Raw genomic sequence first — 3,383 nt, forward strand, 5'->3', positions numbered from 1 at the left:
CGTCTTGCAATTTTCGCGCGAGCTCGAGAAACCAAGCCGCCCTGACGACATCATCTCGATGATACGCCAGCCGTCCCACAAGCCAGTCCGCCAGGTCGTAGTGTCGAGCAAACCTGGTCAGATCTTCGACAGCGCAACAAACGTGTCGGCTGAGCAACACAATGTCTTCATATTGCAATCCCCAGCCCTGTTTCGCACACGCGTCGCGATCCAGATGCACCACCCGAAAGTTGCGAGTCGCCTGCAATAAAATATCCGTGATGGCGTTTCGTGCTGCATCGACGACGCGGTCGTGCTTCAGTCGATCCGCAAATTGCGAGCTGAACCAGATTACTGACGTGATCACTTCAATGCCATCTCTTTCGTTCGACAGGCAATAGTCGAACGCCATTGGCAAGAAATAGACGGCTTCCTCGTAGGTCCCGGCCGGCAGAAACGGCCCGAGAATTGCCTGAAAATCGCTCCAGTCCAACTCGCCGTCCGGTGTGGCAAGGATGCGCTGGCAAACTTCCTCGCTGTGATCGAAATAAGGATCCGAAAGCGCCGTCGGACGTGAATAGGGCACCGTAAAGGACATGGCGCACTCTACGCAGTTGTCTTCGGCAACGTTTCGAGATGCTTCTGCACCGCTACGAACGCCAAACGTAGTTCGTGCAGCACCTGGTCGAACATTTTCGATTCTTCGTCGGTGCGGTTCCCTTTCGTCTTATCCTCCAGCACCTGCAACAGATCGATCAGGTGCTTGGCCTGGGGCAAGTAGGCTTCGTGCTTACCGGAAACCGGATGCGGGATTTGCCCCATCGCCATCAGGGCTTCGGTGGCGAACATCGACACCAGCAGTTCCAAGCTCGCCGGCGGGAAACTGGTCGCTTGTTCCTGCTCCACGGCCGGCGCCGGTGGCTGTTCGGCCTGATGGCGCGCCAGCTCTCTCTCGCACTCAACTTGTGATTTCCAATCCTCATCAACAATTATGCGGGGCTTTTCGTCAGGCATGGGGGAGTTTGAAGTTTTCAGTGTTCAGTTTTCAGTGGGAGACGCCAGCGCCGACAATTCCCTCAATCGCTTCCGAATTCCTGTACCTCGCGTTCTCGATTCATCACTCATCACTCATCACGTCCTCTCTCCTCCGTGTCTTCGTGGTGAATCCTCCTACCGCCGCTCCGCCGCCCGATCGGTCCGTTGCGTGTGGCGCTCCACCGCCGCCGCGATGAACCCGGCGAACAGCGGGTGTGCTTGCGTCGGTTTCGATTTGAACTCCGGGTGGAATTGCACCGCCAGGAACCAGGGGTGATCCGGCAGTTCGATGATTTCCACCAATCCGCCGTCGGGGCTGAGGCCGGTGAAGTTCATCCCATGGGCCGAAAACTGCTGGCGATAGACGTTGTTGAACTCGTAGCGGTGACGGTGCCGCTCGTGAACTTGCTCGGCGCGATAGCTGTTCGACGCGTGCGAACCGGCCTGCAACATCGCCGGCTGCGCGCCCAGCCGCATCGTGCCCCCCTTGTCGATGATGCTCCGCTGCTCATCGAGCAGGCAAATCACCGGATGCGGCGCGTCCTTATTGAATTCCGTCGAGTGCGCGCCGGTCAAACCGACGACATTCCGGGCAAACTCGATCGCCGCGCATTGCATACCGAGGCAGATGCCGAAGAACGGGATCCCGCGCTCCCGGGCGTAGCGAATGGAATCGACCTTGCCTTCGATGCCGCGCTCGCCAAAACCGCCGGGCACCAGCAGGCCGTCGTAGCCGGCCAACAAACGCTCCGGACTTTCACGCTCGACTTCCTCGGCCTGAATGCGCTGCACGCGGATTTGCGCGGTATTGGCCACGCCGGCGTGATCGAGCGCCTCGTAAATCGACTTGTACGCGTCTCGGTGCTCCGCGTATTTACCGACGACGGCGATGCTGATTTCGTGCTCGGGGTTGCGCAGCCGATGCAGCAAATCGTGCCAATCGTTCAGTTCCAGGCGGCCCATCTTCAAGCCCAGGCGGCGCACGATCAGTTCGTCAAGCCGATTGTCCACCAGGCTCAGCGGCACCTCGTAGATCGAGAAATCTTTGTCCTTCTCCTCGATCACGGCCTCGATGGGCACGTTGCAGAAGAGGGCGATTTTTTCGCGATCTTCGTGGCTCAGCGAGCGCTCCGTGCGGCAAATCAACACGTCCGGCGCGATACCGATCTGTCGCAACAGGCCGACCGAATGCTGCGTCGGCTTGGTCTTAAGCTCGCCGGCCGCCTTGAGGTACGGCACGAGCGTCAAATGGATGTAGAGGCAGTTTTCCTTGCCCACGTCGAGCGAGAACTGCCGAATCGCTTCCAGAAACGGCTGGCTTTCGATATCGCCGACGGTGCCGCCGATCTCGGTGATCACCACGTCGACCTGATCGTCGGCCAGCTTGTGGATCACCGACTTGATTTCGTTGGTGATGTGCGGAATCACCTGTACGGTCTTGCCCAGGAACTCGCCGCGCCGCTCTTTGTTGATTACCGACAGGTAAATCTGCCCCGTCGTGTAATTCGAGTCGCGCGTCAGCGGGCTGTTGGTGAACCGCTCATAATGCCCCAGGTCGAGATCGGTCTCGCTGCCGTCGTCCAGCACGTAAACTTCGCCGTGCTGGTAGGGACTCATCGTGCCGGGATCGACGTTGATATACGGATCGAGCTTCTGCATCCGCACGCTCAGCCCGCGGCGTTCCAGCAGCATGCCGATCGAGGCGCTCGTCAGCCCTTTTCCGAGGGAACTTACCACGCCGCCGGTCACGAAGATGTGTTTAGTCATAGAGGTTTCGCGCTGGCATCCTGTCGGGCGAAAGGGGATCTGTTTGAGACGCTATCATGCTACCATGCCACCGCCCCGGGTTTGTAGCCCCGCCGGGGATGCCGGGTTTTCACCACGGAGATCTCGGAGGGCACGGAGGGGGGGCAGGAAGTGATGAGTGAGGAGTGATCCGTGATAAGTAAGCGATGGGGAGATCGAGTGGCTTGTTGAGGCCCAATCTACTTCACCTACTTACTACTTCACCTACTCCGCCTACTTGCTCCTCCACCTACTCCCTCCCCCGAGAACCTCAAACTCCTCCACCATGTCCCTCCCCTCCTGGTCCGCGCAATACCGTCGTCGCCGCGGGATTGCCGCGAGGTTTGGGGGGATTTTTTCCGTGCCGATTGAGCGTCGGGTGCGGGACGTGCTGTTGGCTGAGATCATGGATGGAGCGGCCGTGCTGGAAATCGGCGCGGGGGATCGTTCGATGGGCGATAAGCTGCGTGCGGCGCGGCCGGGGATCGTGTACGAATCGCTTGATATTGACCCGCAGGGCGAGCATGAATACCGGGATCTCAGTGAACTGAAGCGGCAGTTCGATTGCGTGTTCGCGCTGGAAG

Annotated in this window: 4 protein-coding genes; 1 reads left to right on the forward strand and 3 read right to left on the reverse strand. The window is 59.3% G+C overall.

The window, feature by feature from the left end; all coding sequences use genetic code 11:
- The 3 genes from SGJ19_22235 to SGJ19_22245 all read right to left on the reverse strand — a co-directional run.
- Positions 1–577: hypothetical protein (locus tag SGJ19_22235; protein ID MDZ4782973.1), on the reverse strand; the 577-nt coding region annotated here is incomplete at its 3' end.
- An 8-nt stretch (positions 578–585) separates the two neighbouring features.
- Positions 586–993 (reverse strand): DUF1844 domain-containing protein, encoded by a 408-nt coding sequence (locus SGJ19_22240; protein ID MDZ4782974.1) that lies wholly within the window; start codon positions 991–993, stop codon positions 586–588.
- Positions 994–1,149: 156 nt separating this feature from the next.
- Positions 1,150–2,781: a CTP synthase gene (locus SGJ19_22245; protein MDZ4782975.1), complete on the reverse strand. Its 1,632-nt coding sequence runs from the start codon at positions 2,779–2,781 to the stop codon at positions 1,150–1,152.
- 304 nt (positions 2,782–3,085) lie between these two features.
- Here SGJ19_22245 and SGJ19_22250 point away from each other — a divergent pair.
- A partial coding sequence (locus tag SGJ19_22250; protein MDZ4782976.1) for a hypothetical protein occupies positions 3,086–3,383 on the forward strand: 298 nt, incomplete at its 3' end.

It is taken from the genome of Planctomycetia bacterium, from assembly GCA_034440135.1.
Lineage (GTDB): Bacteria > Planctomycetota > Planctomycetia > Pirellulales > JALHLM01 > JALHLM01.

Coding starts and splice junctions, on each gene's coding strand:
- SGJ19_22245 (MDZ4782975.1), bottom strand. CDS start 2,781: ATGACTAAACACATCTTCGTGACCGGCGGCGTGGTAAGTTCCCTCGGA.
- SGJ19_22240 (MDZ4782974.1), bottom strand. CDS start 993: ATGCCTGACGAAAAGCCCCGCATAATTGTTGATGAGGATTGGAAATCA.